The 16480-nt window shown below is 74.0% G+C and carries 10 protein-coding genes and 2 pseudogenes; 6 read left to right on the top strand and 6 right to left on the bottom strand.

Annotated features, from left to right (window positions below):
• Both GCU69_RS15955 and GCU69_RS15950 read left to right on the top strand, forming a co-directional pair.
• Positions 1-616, top strand: a 616-nt coding sequence (locus tag GCU69_RS15955; RefSeq protein ID WP_170315860.1) for a helix-turn-helix domain-containing protein, incomplete at its 5' end; no start/stop codon positions are given.
• An 83-nt stretch (positions 617-699) separates the two neighbouring features.
• Positions 700-2919, top strand: coding sequence for an NADP-dependent isocitrate dehydrogenase (locus GCU69_RS15950; protein WP_098754603.1), 2220 nt, complete (start codon positions 700-702; stop codon positions 2917-2919).
• A 407-nt stretch (positions 2920-3326) separates the two neighbouring features.
• Here the strand turns inward: GCU69_RS15950 and GCU69_RS15945 are convergent, their stop codons facing one another.
• The 6 genes from GCU69_RS15945 to GCU69_RS15920 all read right to left on the bottom strand — a co-directional run bounded on the left by GCU69_RS15945 (position 3327) and on the right by GCU69_RS15920 (position 10161).
• A complete protein-coding gene (locus tag GCU69_RS15945) occupies positions 3327-3989 on the bottom strand; it encodes a response regulator (protein ID WP_156206416.1) in 663 nt (220 codons plus the stop codon).
• Positions 3982-5265, bottom strand: a complete 1284-nt coding sequence (locus GCU69_RS15940; RefSeq protein WP_156206415.1) for a sensor histidine kinase — start codon at positions 5263-5265, stop codon at positions 3982-3984. The genes GCU69_RS15945 and GCU69_RS15940 overlap by 8 nt, the downstream gene beginning before the upstream one ends.
• A gap of 187 nt (positions 5266-5452) precedes the next feature.
• Entirely contained in the window at positions 5453-6271 is an 819-nt protein-coding gene (locus tag GCU69_RS15935; RefSeq protein ID WP_408055814.1) for an ABC transporter permease, read from the bottom strand.
• 2 nt (positions 6272-6273) lie between these two features.
• Positions 6274-7266 (bottom strand): ABC transporter ATP-binding protein, encoded by a 993-nt coding sequence (locus tag GCU69_RS15930; RefSeq protein WP_156206414.1) that lies wholly within the window; start codon positions 7264-7266, stop codon positions 6274-6276.
• Between the two features lie 568 nt (positions 7267-7834).
• Positions 7835-8365 (bottom strand): TerD family protein, encoded by a 531-nt coding sequence (locus GCU69_RS15925; RefSeq protein WP_156206413.1) that lies wholly within the window; start codon positions 8363-8365, stop codon positions 7835-7837.
• Between the two features lie 452 nt (positions 8366-8817).
• Positions 8818-10161: an MFS transporter gene (locus GCU69_RS15920; RefSeq protein WP_156206412.1), complete on the bottom strand. Its 1344-nt coding sequence runs from the start codon at positions 10159-10161 to the stop codon at positions 8818-8820.
• Between the two features lie 560 nt (positions 10162-10721).
• Here GCU69_RS15920 and GCU69_RS15915 point away from each other — a divergent pair.
• The 4 genes and pseudogenes from GCU69_RS15915 to GCU69_RS15905 all read left to right on the top strand — a co-directional run bounded on the left by GCU69_RS15915 (position 10722) and on the right by GCU69_RS15905 (position 16442).
• Positions 10722-11519 (top strand): VOC family protein, encoded by a 798-nt coding sequence (locus GCU69_RS15915; protein WP_098754598.1) that lies wholly within the window; start codon positions 10722-10724, stop codon positions 11517-11519.
• 114 nt (positions 11520-11633) lie between these two features.
• Positions 11634-12008 (top strand): annotated as a pseudogene (locus GCU69_RS34755) (adenosylcobinamide amidohydrolase); the annotation flags it as partial.
• A 294-nt stretch (positions 12009-12302) separates the two neighbouring features.
• Positions 12303-12680: pseudogene (locus GCU69_RS34750) on the top strand (adenosylcobinamide amidohydrolase); the annotation flags it as partial.
• A 369-nt stretch (positions 12681-13049) separates the two neighbouring features.
• Entirely contained in the window at positions 13050-16442 is a 3393-nt protein-coding gene (locus tag GCU69_RS15905) for an AfsR/SARP family transcriptional regulator (RefSeq protein WP_156206410.1), read from the top strand.
• The last annotated feature ends 38 nt before the right edge of the window (positions 16443-16480 follow it).

Below are 16480 nucleotides of genomic sequence, written 5' to 3'. Positions count from 1 at the left end.
CGGCACGGCGGCGGCCGCGCTGCTCGCCGAGGAACCGCCCTGCCTGCTGGTGGTGGAGCGCGGGCTGACGGAGATGGACGGCTTCGACGTCGTCGAGCAGATGTACGAGACGGCGGGTGCGGAGCAGCCCGTCATCCCGGTGCTCGTGCTGAGCGACCGCGGCTTCACGCCCGACGACGTACGCCGCGCGGAACCGCACCCCGGTCTGCTGCTGCTGGGCCGGGACATCCTCACCGACGAGGAGCTGACCGGGCTGCTGACCACCATGACGCAGCGCGCCGAACCGGCCTCCCACCGCTCGTACGCCCAGGTCAGAGCCGCTCTCGTACACATCGAGCAGCACTACCGCACGCCACTCACCCGCTGGCAGATCGCGCAGGCCGCCGGGGTCAGCGAGAACCACCTCGGCCGGCTCTTCCACCGCGAGCTGGGCCTGACCCTCTGGGACTACCTCACCCGGCTGCGGGTACAGCGCGCCAAGGAACGGCTGCGGCAGAGCGACGACAGCGTGCAGGCGGTCGCCCGGGCGGTCGGGTTCCACGACCGGGCCTACTTCAGCCGGGTGTTCCGCAAGGTCACGGGCGTGGCGCCGCACATCTACCGGGAGGCCTCCTGACGCCGCCCCGGGGGCTGCTGTCGGGGAGCGGCGGCAGGAGATATCTTGATGTCGAGACGATGTAGACGTGAAGCGGAGTAGCGGTGACTGACTCGACCATCATCTATACGCACACCGACGAGGCCCCGGCCCTGGCGACGTACTCCTTCCTGCCCGTGGTCCAGGCGTACGCCGCCACCGCGGGGGTCGGCGTCGAGCGCCGCGACATCTCCCTGGCCGGGCGGATCATCGCGAGCTTCCCGGAACGCCTGGAGGAGAGCCGGCGCATCGACGACGAGCTGGCCAAGCTCGGCGAGCTGGCCAAGCGGCCCGAGGCGAACATCATCAAGCTGCCCAACATCTCGGCCTCCGTGCCGCAGCTGAAGGCCGCGATCGCCGAGCTGCAGGAGCAGGGCTACGCGCTGCCGGACTACCCGGAGGACCCGAAGACCGACGAGGAGCGCGACATCCGCGCCCGCTACGACAAGGTCAAGGGCAGCGCCGTCAACCCGGTCCTGCGCGAGGGCAACTCCGACCGGCGCGCCCCCGCCTCGGTCAAGAACTACGCCAAGGCCCACCCGCACCGGATGGGCGCCTGGACGGCCGACTCGAAGACCAACGTCGCCACCATGGGCGCCGACGACTTCCGCTCCACCGAGCAGTCCGCGGTGATCACCGAGGACGGCTCGCTGCGCATCGAGCTGACCGCTGACGACGGCTCCACCACGGTGCTGCGCGAATCGGTGCCCGTGCTGGCCGGCGAGGTCGTGGACGCGGCCGTCATGCGGACCGCGGTGCTGCGCCAGTTCCTCACCGAGCAGATCGCGCGCGCCAAGTCGGAGGGCGTGCTGTTCTCGGTGCACCTCAAGGCCACGATGATGAAGGTCTCCGACCCGATCATCTTCGGCCACGTCGTGCGGGCCTTCTTCCCGAAGACCTTCGCGACCCACGGCAAGGCGCTCGCCGACGCCGGCCTGACCCCGAACGACGGGCTCGGCGGCATCCTCAAGGGCCTGGAGGGACTGCCCCAGGGCGACGAGATCAAGGCGTCCTTCGAGGCCGAGCTGGCCGAGGGCCCGGACCTGGCGATGGTCGACTCCGACCGGGGCATCACCAACCTGCACGTCCCGAGCGACGTCATCGTCGACGCCTCCATGCCGGCGATGATCCGTACCTCCGGCCACATGTGGGGCCCGGACGGCGACGAGCACGACACCCTCGCGGTCATTCCGGACAGCAGCTACGCGGGCGTCTACCAGCGGGTCATCGAGGACTGCCGGGCCAACGGCGCCTTCGACCCGGCCACCATGGGCTCGGTGCCGAACGTCGGCCTGATGGCGCAGAAGGCCGAGGAGTACGGCAGCCACGACAAGACCTTCGAGATCCCGGCGACCGGCACGGTACGGGTCCTCGACGCCGCCGGGAACACGGTGCTGGAGCAGGCCGTGAGCACCGGTGACATCTTCCGCATGTGCCAGACCAAGGACGCCCCGATCCGCAACTGGGTCGAGCTGGCCGTCTCCCGTGCCCGCGCCACCGGCGACCCGGCGGTGTTCTGGCTCGACGACACCCGGGCCCACGACCGGAACCTCATCGCCAAGGTCCGGCAGTACCTCCCGGAGCACGACACGGAGGGGCTGCGGATCGAGATCATGTCGCCGGAGGACGCGACCGCGTTCTCCCTGGAGCGCATCCGCCGCGGCGAGAACACCATCTCGGTCACCGGCAACGTGCTGCGCGACTACCTCACCGACCTGTTCCCGATCCTGGAGCTGGGCACCAGCGCCAAGATGCTGTCCGTCGTCCCGCTGATGAACGGCGGCGGCCTGTTCGAGACGGGCGCGGGCGGCTCCGCGCCGAAGCACGTCCAGCAGCTGGTCAAGGAGAACTACCTGCGCTGGGACAGCCTCGGTGAGTTCCTGGCGCTCGCGGTCAGCTTCGAGCACCTCGCGCAGAAGACGGGCAACGCGCGCGCCCAGATCCTCGCGGACACGCTCGACCGCGCGACGGCCACGTTCCTGGAGAACGACAAGTCGCCGAGCCGCCGCCTGGGCGGCATCGACAACCGCGGCAGCCACTTCTACCTGGCGCTGTACTGGGCGCAGGAGCTGGCGAAGCAGACCGAGGACGCGCAGCTCGCGGAGGCCTTCGCGAGCCTGGCGAAGACCCTCGCGGAGCAGGAGCAGACGATCGTCGACGAGCTGATCGCCGTCCAGGGCTCGCCGGCCGACATCGGCGGCTACTACGCCCCGGCCGACGACAAGGCCTCGGCGGTCATGCGCCCGTCGAAGACGCTGAACGACGCGCTCGGGACGCTCGGCTGACGACTGCCGGGTGACACGCACCGGGAGGCCCCGGGTCCGCTGGACGGACCCGGGGCCTTCCCCGTGCGCGGGTTTGTGCGGGTGGCGGGGTCGGTGCGGGGTGCGGTTGCGCGGTGCAGCGCGGGTGCGCGGAGCGGGTGCGTGGTGGTGCCGGGGCCGGGTCCTCCGGGAGGGGGGTCCTCCACCGCATATTTACGGCCGCCTGGACGGGGTCGGAGAGTTCGCCCGGTGGTGGCGGCCACAAATACACGTAAGCGTGGAGGACCCCCTCCCTGCGGACCCGTCCCCTCCCGTCGTCGCGCGGCTGCCGCTCTCGTCCGCCGGGGGATCGGGGTGTCCGCAGGCCGGGGACAGCCGTCCGGGCCGCGATGTGGCGGGCTGTGGGGAGCGGGGGTACTCGGGTGTCGTCAGCCGAGGATGCCGCGTTCGTACGCGACCGCCACCGCCGCGGCCCGGTCGTTGACGCCGAGCTTGGCGTAGAGGTGGGCGAGGTGGGTCTTCACCGTCGCCTCGCTGATGAACAGGGCGGCCGCGATCTCCCGGTTGGAGTTGCCCTTGGCGACCAGGGCCAGGACTTCCCGTTCGCGGGTGCTGAGGGGTTCGCGGCCGGGGGTCCGTACGCGGTCGACCAGCCGGGACGCCACCGCCGGTGACAGCACCGTACGGCCCTCGGCCGCTGCCCGGACGGCCGCGAACAGCTCGTCCCGGGGCGCGTCCTTGAGGAGATAGCCGGTCGCGCCGGCCTCGATGGCGGGCAGGGTGTCGGAGTCCGTGTCGTACGTGGTGAGGACCAGCACCCGGGACCGCAGTCCGCGCCGGCCGATCTCCTTGATCGCTTCCACTCCGCCGCCGCCCGGCATCCGCAGGTCCAGCAGTACGACGTCCGGGTCCAGCCGTTCGGCCAGCGCGACCCCCTGCACTCCGTCGCCCGCCTCGCCGAGCACCTCGAAGCCGTCGTGTGCCGCGAACATGCCGCGCAGGCCGTCCCGGACCACCGGGTGGTCGTCGACGATGACGAGGGTCACCGGGCGGCGGTCCGCGGCGGCGCGGGCGGGTTCGGGTTCAGTCATGGCGGATCAACGGTACGCGGGCGGACACCGCGGTGCCCTGGCCGGGAGCGGACTCGATCGCGACCGTGCCCGCCAGCCGCTCGGCCCGGGCCCGCATGCCGGTCAGCCCGAACCCGGACGTGCCGCCCGTGCGCCGGGACGCCACCGCGTCCGGGTCGAACCCGCGGCCGTCGTCCCGTATGTCCAGCGTCACCTCGTCGCCCATGTACGACAGCGTGACGCCGACCCGGGTCGCCGCGGCGTGCTTCGTGACATTGGCCAGGGCTTCCTGGGCGATGCGCAGCAGGGTGGCCTCCACTTCGTCGTGCAGTGGTTCCACGGTGCCGGTGACCACCAGTTGGGAGGTGGGGGCGCCGTCCCCGGGGGCCGCCGCCGTGCTCAGGGTCTCCTTCAGCGCCTCCGGCAGCGGCGCGTGCTCCAGCGCGCCCGGCCCGAGGTTCTGCACCGACCGGCGCGCCTCGCGCAGGCTCCGCCGCGCCAGCTCCGCGGCCCGCTCGGCGCGCTGCCGGGCGGCGTCGGGGTCCGGGCTGTCGAGCGCGGCCTGGAGCTGGGTGACGATCCCCGCCAGCCCCTGCGCGATGGTGTCGTGGATCTCCGCTGCGAGCCGTGCCCGCTCGTCGGCGATGCCCGCCTCCCGGGCCTGGACGAGAAGCTGGGCGTGCAGCCCGGCGTTCTCGGTGAGTGCTTGTTCCAGCCGGGCGTTGGCGCGTTCCAGCTTGTCGATGGTGTCGACGCGCTCCCGGTTGATCTGGGATTCCTTGTTCCCGATGTGCTCGAAGACCAGCACCAGGGAGATGTGCAGCGCGAACAGCGCACCGAAAGCGATCCAGTTGCCCGTGTGGGCGGGCGGCAGGCCGCCCGACTGCGAGCCCGCCATCGTCACCGCGGTGACGAACGCGCCCGCCCGCGCCCAGAACGGCGGCACGAGGCGGTCGGCGTCGAAGTAGGTCAGCAGGGCGTAGATGGCGCAGAACGGGTTGAGCCAGGTCATGGCGAACGCGAGCGCGAGCCGCCCGGCGAAGTGGACCGCCCCGGGCCAGGCCCGCCCCGGCCGCCCGGACCGCTGGAGCCGCAGGTCCCGGGCCGTCCACGCGCCGTGCCAGACCAGCGCCACCGCGAACAGCGCCAGCAGCACGGTGCCCTCACGGGGCGTGGTGATCTCCTCGGCGGTCAGCGCCGAGAGCGACCCGGAGATGCCCAGCAGGGCGTACGGCCCCCAGCGGTGGAACTGCTTCCACCGCTGCTCGGCACTCGTCACCGCGGTCACCGCCGACATGCCGCTCAGCTTCTCACCCGGGCACGGGGCGGGGCCGGGCCCGTCCCCCCGCACCGGGCCCGGCTCCTCGTTCCGCCCCGGAGCAGCGGTTTCCCCGGTACCGGGCTGTCCCGTACCGGATACTCCGCTACCCGGTTCTCCCGTACCGGGGCGTCCCGGCGGTCCGCGGCGGACGTCCGGGCCGCGTTCACTCCCACCGGAACCAGCGGGCCGCGACCGCGATCAGCAGCGCCGCCCACAGACCGGTGACCCCCAGGTGCGCCAGGTCCGGCCAGTTCCCGGACATCGCCTGGTCGAGGGACTGGGACGCCGCGCCCAGCGGGGAGAACTCCACGATCGTCTGCAGCGTCTCCGGCATGCTCTGCACCGGCAGCCAGACGCCGGCGGTGAACATGGCGGGGAAGAAGACGATCGAACCCAGCACGCTGGACATCTTCGTGGTGCTCGACAGCGCCGACACGACCGTCCCCAGCGCGAGCGCGCTGAGCGCCGCCAGCACGAAGGCCAGCGCGTAGCCGAAGGGCTGCTCCGGCAGCGGTACGTCGAACGCGATCCGCCCGACGGCCAGGGCCAGCACGGCGGCCACGGCGATGGCGGCGCCGTGCACGGTGATCTGCGCGAGCAGCAGGCTCACCGGGCGGGCCGGGGTGGTGGACAGCCGTCGCAGGATGCCGCGTTCGCGGTAGCCGGTGAGCACGGTCGGCATGCTCTGGATTCCGGCCGTGATCATCGACAGCAGCACGGCGATCGGTACGTACAGGTCGACCACCCGCAGCCCGCCGTGCTTCGGGTCCGGCTCCCGGAAGCCGGGAATCAGCCCGAGGATGCTGAGCAGCAGTGTCGGGAAGAGGACGACCCAGAAGATCGCCCCGGGTTCGCGGCACATCAGCCGGATCTCGGTACGGAGCACGGCGCCCGACAGCATCGGGACCCGGGCCCGGGCGGGCGTCGCGGACGCGGGGGTGTTCCCCGGCGGGGTCGTGGACGTGTGCGCGGTTGCGGGCATGGTCAGTGCACTCCCTCGGTCTCGGTCCGGGCGAGGCCCGAAGCGGGCGGCCCGTCCTGCTCGAACGCCTCGCGCCGCGCGTCCGGCCCGTCCGGCCCGCCCCGCCCCGTCAGGTCGAGGAAGGCGTCGTCCAGCGTCGCGTCCGCCACCCGCAGCTGCCGCGCGGTGACCCCGCGCCGGGCGAGCAGTGAGATCACGGCGTTCACGGTGTCGTCCGTGCCGTTGATGGTCAGCCGGGCGTTCTTCTCGGCGACCGAGGCGACGCCGGGCAGCTCCGCCAGGTCCCGCTCGTCGAGCGGCTTCGACGGTGTGAAGGTGATGACCGTGGAACTCGCGGCCTGCCGGACCAGCCCCTCCGGGGTGTCCAGCGCCACGACCCGGCCCGCGTCGATCACCGCGACCCGGTCGCACAGCCGCTGTGCCTCCTCCATGAAGTGGGTGACCAGCAGCACGGTCACACCGGAGTCCCGGATGTCCTCGATCAGCGCCCAGGTGTCGCGCCGGCCGCGCGGGTCGAGGCCCGTCGTCAGCTCGTCGAGCACCACCACCCGGGGGCTGCCGATCAGCGCGAGCGCGATGAACAGCCGCTGCTTCTGGCCGCCGGACAGCTTGCCGAACCGGGCGTCCAGCCGGTCCTCCAGCCCGAGGCGCCGGGCGAGTCCCAGGCCGTCCGCCGGTTTCCGGTAGAAGGACGCGTAGAGGTCCAGCGCCTCGCGTACGGTCAGTTTCTGCTGGAGTTCGCTCTGCTGGAGCTGCGCGCCGAGGATCTGGGTGACCTCGTGGTGGTCGGCGACCGGGTCGAGACCGGCCACGCGCACGGTTCCCGCGTCGGGCACCCGGAGCCCCTCGACGCACTCGACGGTCGTCGTCTTGCCGGCCCCGTTGGGCCCCAGGACGCCGAAGATCTCGCCCTCCTCGACGGAGAAGGACACTCCGTCGACGGCGAGTTTGCCCCCGTAGGCCTTGCGCACCCCGCTGACTTCGATGATTGCCATACCGGAGAGCGTGCCGTGCGGCGTCGGCCGTCACCATCCGCTGATGGGTCCGAAAGCATCATCCGATCGGAGGATGCCCACCCCCCGGACCGGACCGGTTCCGTCCGCGTCCGGGGCGGGGGAAAATGCCTGGTGAAGCCGGTGATCGGCGCTCCGGCCTGCGGGGATGGACGTCGGGATCACCACCCTGGCCGAGCGCCGGGAGCCGATGGTGCTGCCGGGGTCCGCCCGGCCGCCGCGCGGGGCCGAGGGGCCGCAGCCGCGCGGGGCCGCAGACCGGGGATGTGCGGTCACCGGGGATGTACGGGCACGGGGAGGTGCGGTCACCGGGGATGTACGGGCACGGGATGTACGGGCACGGGATGTACGGACACCGTGCGGACACCGGGGATGTGGGGACACCGGGGTGTACGGCCCCCGCCGCGGGCCCGTGGCGGGGCCCGCGGCGGACCGGAGCGGACGGGCCACGCGACGGACGTCCGGAGCGGACGGGCCCGTGCGAGGGGGCGGCAGCGGAGGGGGCCGGTCCGCGGGGCCGGCCGGCCGGGGCGGGCCGGCCCAAGACCGCTCAGACGGGCCTGCGGCCCATCAGCCGGCCGAACGCGTCCGGGTCCTCGTCGAACCCGCGGACGTCCTCACGGAATTCCCAGACCCCGGCCTCGTCGCGGCGGAACTCGGCGATGGTCGAGGCCGTCGCCCCTGCGACGTCCCCGAAGTCGTACGCCGCCAGTTCGTTGACCCCCTCGGAGATCCGGGCGGCGGTGTGCGGGACATGGCCGAACGTCCGCCGCTCCTCGCGCTGCTGGATCGCCACACCCACGACGACCCGGGCGTACTCCTCGGAGATCCGCTCGAACTCCAGGGTCATGGCCTCGTCGACGCCGAAGCCCTGCCCGGTGCGGCTGTCCCGGTTGAGGGTGATGGTGCCGTCCGGCGACCGGCTGTCGAAGTGCACGAGATAGACGGGGTCGCCGTACGGATCCGCCGCGCTGTACGTCCCGGCGATGATGTCGAGATCGATGTCCGGCTCACCGAGCGGACTGGGATCCCACTTGAGCGTCACCTCGACCTTGCCGAGCCCCTTGTTGAGACTGCTCACGGACTTCCCTTCCTCATGAACCGGGTGGTGTGCGGGACAGGTCCGTGCCCAACTCTATCGATCACGGCGCGGGTTGAGCACCGGGAGCCGCGCATCCCACCCGTCCGGGGACTGCGGGACCACAAACCGTCTCCGCCGTCTCCCCGGGCCGGATCACGGTCACGGTGTCCCCGCACCGATCGGCGAGGACAACGTCGCCGTCCGCGTGACCAACATGTACGGCACCTCGCCGGCCGCCGGCGGGCAGTCCTCCCACACGTGACCCGCGACTGCCGTTACCCGCGACTGCGCGTGCCCCGGGACCGCACGTGTCCCGGGACCGCACGTGTCCCGGGACCGCACGTGTCCCGGGACCGCACGTGTCCCGGGACCGCACGTGCCCCGCGACTGCGCGTGGGCCGGGGAGTACGCGTGGCCCGGGACCGCACGTGCCCCGCGGCGGCCGGCGGCTCTCAGGCGCTGCGCTCCACCGCGCTCTCCGTCCCCCGCCGCGCCGCCGGCGTCCCGGACCCCGACGCGACGTGGGACGGCGGGCGCAGGATCTGCGCGGTGAAGACCGCGGTCACGCAGAACGCCACCGGCAGGAAGAAGGTCAGGTTGAGCGGCATCAGATGGGTCATCGGGCCGATGATCGCGGGGCCCGCCAGCATGCCCATGTAGCCGAGGCCCGCGACCCGGGAGACGTTCGCGCCCGAGGCGTCCCGGTCGACGTGGCCGGCCGCGCTGAAGAACTGCGGTGCGCAGCCGGACAGCCCGATGCCGAAGACCGTCCAGCCCACCAGGGCCAGCGGGATGAACGGAGCCAGGGCGACCACGGTCAGGCCGACCGCGGCGGTGCCGGCGCCGTAGCGGACGACGAACACCGGGCCGAACCGGGCGGCGATCCGGTCGGTGGTGAAGCGTCCGACGGTCATCGCGGTGGCGAAGCAGCCGTACGCGAGGGCGGCGGTCGCGGCGGGGGCGTCGAGGACCTCCTGGACGTGCAGGACGCTCCAGTCGTACGCCACGCCCTCGCTGAGCATCAGGATCAGCGCGAGCAGCGCCATGCCCCACACCCGCCGCGGCGTGCGCGGCTTCGCCGGGCGCGGCGCGGGCTGCCGGGCGGCGGGCTTCCCGGCGGTGTCCGCGGCCGCGTGGTCCCGGTCCGCGGAGCCCGGGGCGGCGGCGTCGTCCGGCGTCACGGAGCCCGGCTCGCCGCGTCCGGGCTCCGGCGGGAGCAGCAACGGTGCGGCGGCGAGGGCCGTGAGCGCGCCCAGGACGCCCACGCTGCCGAGGGTGAGCGGGACGCTCCAGCCCCAGCTGATGGTGCGGGCACCGACGAGCGCGGCGGCCACACCGCCGACCGAGAAGACGGCGTGGAAGGCGGACATGACCGGGCGCCCGTAACCGCGTTCGACCTGCACGGCGTGGGTGTTCATGCTGACGTCCATGCAGCCGTTGGCGAAGCCGAGGACCACCATGGCCGCGGTGAGCGCCGTCATGTCCCCGGCCAGCCCGGGCAGGACCAGGGTGCCGGCGCACAGCAACCCGGCGGCCGGCACGGTGCGCCGCGCCCCGAACCGGTCGCTGAGCGGCCCGCAGAGCTGGAGCCCGGCGAAGGCCCCGGCGCCCATGAGCAGCAGCAGCCAGCCGAGCACGGCGTGCGAGACACCGGCCCGGTCCTCGACGGCCGGGATGTGGACGACCCACACCCCCATGACGAAGCCGTTGAGCCCGAAGAAGGCGAACGTGGCCAGCCGCGCGCGGCGCAGCAGGCGATCGGGGGAGGCGACCGGAGTGGTGTGGTCCTTTTCCATTGCCCCGCACACTAACCAACGGCACGGGCCGTGGGAACCGGGCGCCAGAACCCGTAGAACCGCAGTTCACAAGCGCTGCGCGGGCGGCGCGGAATGCCGCGCGGAGGGTGCTGGGCGTGTCGGTGAGGGGTGTGTGGGCGCGTCCGCGCCGGTGTGTGCGGGGCCCGTGCGGAGGGCGTCGGCATGCGTCCGTACGGGTTCGGCGCGCGGGTCCGTGAGAGGTGTTCCGCGCGCGGCGCTGCCCGCGAATCCGTGCGTGCTGTCCGTGCGTGCTGTCCGACGATGGTGTCCGTGCGTGGTCCGTACGAGGTGTCCCTGCGCGGTGTCCGTACGAGGTGCCGTGCGGGTGCCGTGCGGGTGCCGTGCGCGGGGCCGTCCCGGACGCCGGGTGGTCCTGTGGCCCGCGACCGTCCCCTCCTCCCGCGCTCCGACGTCCCTCCGATCCCTCCGGTGTCCCTCCGACACCCCTCTGACGGCGCTTGCCGACGGGCGCTTGTCCGTGGTCGGTGTCAGGCTCTTCCCATCGGTTCCTCGCCGCAGCCCGCGAAGGGAAACAGTCCATGCTCATCACTGACAACGCCCCCGGCACCATCTGCTGGGTCGACCTCGGGGCCCCCGACACCGCGGCGGCGGTGGCCTTCTACGGCTCGGTGTTCGGCTGGGATTATCAGGACCTCGGCCCGGAGGGCGGGGGATACGGCCTGTTCCAGCGGGACGGCAGGACGGTCGCCGGGCTCGGCCCGCTGACCGAGGAGGGCGCCCGCTCGGCCTGGACGGTCTATTTCACGACCGAGGACGTCGACGCCACCGCCGACTCCGCGCGGCGGCTCGGCGGCTCGGTGCGGGCCGAGCCCTTCGACATCGGCCCGGGCGGCCGGATCGCGCAGCTGTCGGACCCGCAGGGCGGCCGGTTCGCGGTCTGCAAGCCGGGTCCCATGGGCTCCCTGGAGGCGGTCGAGGGACACGGCGGGCTGACCTGGGTCGAGCTGATGACCCCGGACTCGGCCGCCGGACTCGACTTCTACCGCTCGCTCTTCGGCTGGCAGACCCAGGACATGGCGATGCCGGGCGGTGAGGGCACCTACACGCTGCTCACCCCCGAAGGGCTGCCGGAGGAGCGGATGCAGGGCGGCGCCGTGCAGCTGTCCGCAGAGTATCTGCAGGCGACCGGCGGAGACGCGTACTGGCATCCGGTGTTCGGCGTGGACGACTGCGACGCGGCGGTCGCCGCGATCCGGGAGCACGGCGGCGCGGTGCACATGGGCCCGGAGGACGCCGAGGGCGTGGGCCGGCTGGCCGTCGGCACGGATGTCGCCGGGGCCGAGTTCGTGGTGCTGAAGGGAGAGTCGGGCGGCTGATCTCCGGCCGGTCTCGGCCGCCGATCGCCGATCGCCCGACGTCGATTGCCCGACGCCGGTTTCCGACGGCCGGGTGCCGTGGGGCCGCTGACCGCGGCCTTCTACGATCCCGGCATGGAGACGATCGCGCGGTGGCCGCGCCGGGACGGCGCCCTCGTGGTCGAGCGCGCGGCCCGGCGCGAGGACGGTGCCTGCCGCCATCTGCTGGTGTGGCGGGCCGGACCGGGATGGCGGATGCTCAGCAGCGGGGTGCTGGGCGGCGGACTCGGTGAGCGGCAGTGGGTCGTGAATGCCGAGGTCCGCGCCGGTTACGGCCGGACGGATCCCGACCGGCACCTGGCGGGGCTCGCCTCGGCGGCCGGCCTCTCCGGGCCCGGGGTGGGACTGATGACCGCGGCACCGGTGGACGAGGTGACCCGGGCCGAGGACGGCGGTGTCACGGCCGTGGTGACGACCGGCCTGGGCGTCCCGACCTGGGCTGCGGCGGACGAACCACCGGCCGACGGACCGCGGGCCGGCGAACCGCGGGCCGGCGAACGGGCGGCGGACGGACCGCAGACCGGTCAGCCACCGGCCGACGGACGGGCGGCGGACGGACCGCGGGCCGACGAACGACCGGTCGACGGACCGCCGGCCGGCGGGCCGCGGGGCGACCAGCGGGCGGGCGGACTCCGGGACGGGCGGCGGGCGGCCACACCTCCGGACACACCTCCCGCCACACCTCCCGACACACCTCCGGGCGTACGGCCGGCGTCCGGGCGGTCCTCCGCGGCGGCCGCCGCCCACGTACCCGGCACGGTGAACATTCTCGTGGTGGTGCCCGCCGAAGTGTCCGACGCGGGCCTGGTCAACCTCGCCACGACCGCGACCGAGGCCAAGGTGCAGGCGCTGCTCGACACCGGTCACGACTGCTCCGGTACGGCCTCCGACGCCGTCTGTGTCGCCGTCCGCAGCCCCGTGCCCGGCCGCGCCCCCGAGCCGTTCGGCGGGCCGAGGTCCCTCTGGGGCTCCCGGCTGGCCCGGGCCGTGTACCGGGCCGTGCGGGAGGGAGCGGAGCTGGACCGTGCCCGCCGGGAGCACGGACCCGCGGCCGGGCATCCGGCTCCGGTTCCGGGCTGCCGGCACCCCGACGTGTTGGCACGTGAGGGCACCGTCGCATAGCGGCGGGGCAGGATCACCGTGTCGGTGCGGGACAGGTTCACCGTGTCGGCGCGGTGCGGTGCCTGAGGAGTGGCACGGTGCGGTTGCATGCGGTGCGGTGCGGTGCGGGTGGGGCCGGGCGGCGCGGGGGACGAACGGTGCCGGCGCGGGCCGAGTGGCGCGGGTGGTGCGGACGGTGCCGGGTGGTGCGGCCCGGGCGGTCCGCTGGCCGGATCCGGGCGTTGACGCGCGCGCCGCCACAAGGGTGGATGAACACAGCGTCCGCGCGCGGACGCCGCTCCGGGCGGACCGCCGTACGGCATGCCGGGGAGCGGCGGCCGCCCGCCCGCACCCGGCAGCGCACGCGAACGCCGCGACTAGGGAGAATCCATGGCCGAGGGGCTGAGGTTCACGGTTCTGGGGCCCGTCCGTGCCTGGCGCGGGGCGGAGGAGGTGCCGCTGGGCACTCCGCAGCAGCGCGCGGTGCTGGCCGTCCTGCTGGTGCGGCAGGGCTCGCAGGTCCCGGTGGAGGAGCTGGTCGACGCGGTCTGGGGGGAGGAAATCCCGTCATCGGCGACGAGTTCCGTACGCACCTATGTGCACCGTTTGCGGCGCATGCTGGAGCAGGCCACCGCCGCCGACCCGGTGATCCGTTCGGTCGGCAGCGGCTACATGATGCACACCGCCCCGGACCGGCTCGACCTGGCTTCATTCCGGGAGCGGCTGGCCGACGCGGAACGGGCCCGTCGGGACGACGACCCGAAGCGCGCCGCGGAACTGCTGCGCGAGGCGCTGGAGTTGTGGCACGGCAGCGCCCTGGCGGGCATACCGGGGCCCTGGGCGGAGGCGCAGCGCAACCATCTGGCCCGGTTACGGCTGTCGGCCGTCGAGGCGCGGCTCACGGTCGAACTCGACCTCGGCGGCCACCAGGAAGCCGCCGCGGAGCTGACCTCGCTGGTCGCCGAACATCCCCTGGACGAGCGGTTCCGGGAGATGCTGATGCTCGCCCTCTACCGGTCCGGGCGGCAGGCATCGGCCCTGGAGGTCTACCGCGACTCCCGGACCCTGCTGGCCGAGGAGCTGGGCGTCGAGCCCGGCCCTGCCCTCCGCGCGCTGCACGAACGGATCCTGCGCGCCGACGACACGCTGCTGCACCCGCCCCGCGCGGCCGCACGGCCCGCCCCGGCGCCCGGCGCCCCCGCACCGCGGCACGGCGGACACCGTGACGCGCCACCGGACGTACGGCAGGACGCTCCGCGGGGCGCCGGGCAGGACGTACCGTCGGCCGCGAACCAAGACGTGAGCCATGACGTGAGCCAAGACCTGAGCCATGACGGGGGCCATGACGCTGGGCATGACGGGGGGCACGACGCGGGCCATGGCGCGGGGTTCGGCGACGCACGCAGGAACGCACGCCGGAACGCGCCGCCGGACCGTCGGCAGGACCCGGACGACCGCCCGGACCGGCAGGACCCCGGACAACGGCAGGGCCCCGGCCGGCGGCAGGCTCCGCACCGCCACCAGCGGGACGGGGACCCGTGGCCGGACCCGGCCCCGGAGCCGCGGCCCGGGCTGGTGCCCGCCGTCCCGGACCGGCGCTCCGCCGCGCCGGCGGTCCCTGCCGCCCCGGCCCCTCCGGCCGCCACCGCCCCGGCCGGAGTCCCCGCCCGGATCCCGGTGCCCCGGGAGGCGCCCGAGGCCGCCGTACCGCTCGCCGTGCCCGCCCAACTCCCGCACGGCCTCGCCGCCTTCACCGGCCGCGAGGCCGAGACGGCCCGGCTGGAGGCCCGGTTCCCGGTGGCGGACGAGCCCCGTACCGCCGGGGTGATCTGCACCGTCACGGGCACCGCCGGGGTCGGCAAGACGGCCTTCGCCGTGCACTGCGCGCACCGCGTCGCGCCCCGCTTCCCGGACGGGCAGGTCTATCTCAACCTGCGCGGTTTCGACTCGCCCGGCCCGCCCGTCTCCACGACCCGCGCCCTGGGCTCCGCGCTGGAGGCGCTCGGCGTACCGGCCGAGAAGCAGCCGCGGGACGTCGACGCGCAGGCTGCCCTCTACCGCAGCCTGCTCGCCGGGCGCCGGGTGCTCCTGCTGCTCGACAACGCCCGCGACAGCGACCAGGTGCGGCCGCTGCTGCCCGGCGCGCCCGGCTGCGGGGTGATCGTCACCAGCCGTAACCAGCTGTCCGGGCTCATCGTCAAGGACGGTGCCCATCACCTGCGGCTGGAGGTGCTGACGGCCGGGGAGGCGCGCGACGTCCTGGCGCGGCGGATCGGCGCCGCGCGGGTCGCGGCCGAACCGGAGGCCGCGGAGGAGATCGTCGAGCGCAGTGCCCGGCTGCCGCTGGCCCTGGCGCTGGTCGCGGCGCGCGCGGCGACCCGGGCGGACTTCCCGCTCGCCGCCGTGGCCGACGAACTGCGGGATCTGCCCGGCCGGCTGGACGCGCTGAGCGACACCGACGGCACGCTCGACGTGCGGTCCGTCTTCTCCTGGTCGTATCACGCGCTGTCCGACGGGGCCGCCCGTCTGTTCCGGCTGTTCGCCGCCCACCCCGGACCCGACCTGACGCTGCCCGCCGCCGCGAGCCTGCTGGGCCTGCCCGCCGCCCGGGCCCGCCGGCTGCTCGCCGAACTCGCCGGCGCCCACCTCGTCGACGAACACGTCCTCGGCCGTTACGCCCCGCACGACCTGCTGCGCGTCTACGCCGCCGAACTGCTCGCGGAGGACGAGCCGGAGGAGGAGTGCCGCGCCGCGACCCACCGCATGCTGAGCTACTACCTGCACTCCGCGGCCGCGGGCGCCCGGCTGCTCACCCCGCAACTCTCGGAGATCGCGCTCGTCCCGGCCCCGCCCGGCAGCCTCGCCGAGCGCTTCGACCGGTCGGAGGAGTCCTGGGAGGAGCGGACCCGGGCCTGGTTCACCGCCGAGTTGGTGGTGCTGCTCGGCGCCGTCGGGCACGCCGCCCGGACCGGTTTCGAAACCCACGCCTGGCAGCTCGCCTGGGCGCTGATGGAGCTGCTCCAGCGGTACGGACGCTGGGACGACAACGCCGCGATCCAGCGCACGGCGCTGGAAGCCGCCCGCCGGTCCGGGGACCGCACCGGCCAGTCCCACGCGCAGCGCAACCTCGCCCTGGCACGCATCACGCAGGGTCGTTACGAGGAGGCCGAGCCCCATCTCGAACAGGCGCTGGCGCTGTGCGAGGAGCTGGGCGATCTGGACGGCCAGGGCCGGGTGCACAACTACATCGCGTCGGTCAGCCTCCGGCAGGGCGACAACCGGCGGGGGCTCAGGCACACCCGGACCGCGCTGGACCTGTTCCGGGCCTCCGGCGACCGCTACACGGTCGCCATGGCGGCGAACAACGTGGGCTGGGCGTACGCCATGCTCGGCGAGTACGAGCCCGCACTCGAGCACTGCTGGGAGTCGCTCACCATGCTGCGGGGCCTGGGCGACCGTACGGCCGAGGCCGCCGCCTGGGACAGCCTCGGCTACATCCGGCACCACCTCGGGCAGTACGACGAGGCGATCGACGCGTACGGCCGCGCGCTCGCCCTGGACCGGGAGATCGACGATCGCTTCAACGAGTCCGACACCCTGAGCCACCTCGGCGACACCCACCTCGCGACCGGCGACCGCGACGCCGCGCGGCTGGCCTGGCGGGCCGCGCTGGCCGGTTTCACGGAGCTGGACCCGGAGGCCGCGGAACGGGTCCGGGGCAAGCTGCGGGACCTGGACGTACCCCCGGACCGGGACGGCGGCCCGGAGGGCCCCCGGGGCTGAGGCCCCCGGGCCGCCCTCCGGGCCTTCTGCCGACCGCC

The organism is Streptomyces lycii (assembly GCF_009735685.1).
Lineage (GTDB): Bacteria > Actinomycetota > Actinomycetes > Streptomycetales > Streptomycetaceae > Streptomyces > Streptomyces lycii.
This window is presented reverse-complemented; position numbering and strand designations above follow the sequence as displayed.